The sequence below is a fragment of the Mycobacterium hackensackense genome (assembly GCF_025822555.1).
In the GTDB taxonomy this organism is placed as follows: Bacteria; Actinomycetota; Actinomycetes; order Mycobacteriales; family Mycobacteriaceae; genus Mycobacterium; species Mycobacterium fluoranthenivorans.
In genome coordinates this window covers 1-594 of record NZ_JACKUC010000046.1, presented here as the reverse complement: position 1 = coordinate 594, position 594 = coordinate 1, and the positions used below count along the sequence as shown (strand labels likewise).

Annotated in this window: 2 protein-coding genes; both read left to right on the top strand. The window is 62.5% G+C overall.

The features are described 5' to 3' along the window. Positions 1 to 255: sensor histidine kinase (locus H7J86_RS31680; protein WP_267295817.1), on the top strand; the 255-nt coding region annotated here is incomplete at its 5' end. Next, positions 252 to 594: response regulator (locus H7J86_RS31675; protein WP_267295815.1), on the top strand; the 343-nt coding region annotated here is incomplete at its 3' end. The genes H7J86_RS31680 and H7J86_RS31675, both read left to right, overlap by 4 nt.

The window sequence follows — 594 nt, the reverse complement described above, 5'->3', positions numbered from 1 at the left end:
AACGGCATCGGTATCGGGGTGGAGTTCGTGGACAAGGTCTTCGTCATCTTCCAGCGGTTGCACGGCCGGGACGCCTACTCCGGCACCGGTATCGGGCTCGCACTGTGCAAGAAGATCGTCGAACACCATGGTGGGCTCATCTGGATCGACACGTCGTACACGGGCGGATCCCGCTTCGTCTTCACTCTGCCCATCACCCCCGCCACCGAGCCGAACCCCATCCCAGAAGTCGTGTCGGAAGGACATCGCGAATGAGCGCGCCCGAGAGCAGAGCTATCGACATTCTGCTGGTCGAAGACGACCCGGGAGACGAGCTGATCACCCGGGAAGCCTTCGAGCACAACAAGATCAAGAACACCTTGCACGTCGCGCGCGACGGTGAGGAGGGCCTGGACTTCCTCTACCGGCGCGGTGTGTACGGCGACGCCCCGCGACCGGATCTGATCCTGCTCGACCTCAACCTGCCCAAGTACGACGGACGCCAACTGCTGGAGAAGGTGAAGTCGGACGCCGATCTCTGCCATATCCCGGTTGTCGTGCTCACCACGTCGTCGGCGGAGGAGGACATCCTGCGCAGCTATAAGCTGCACGCCA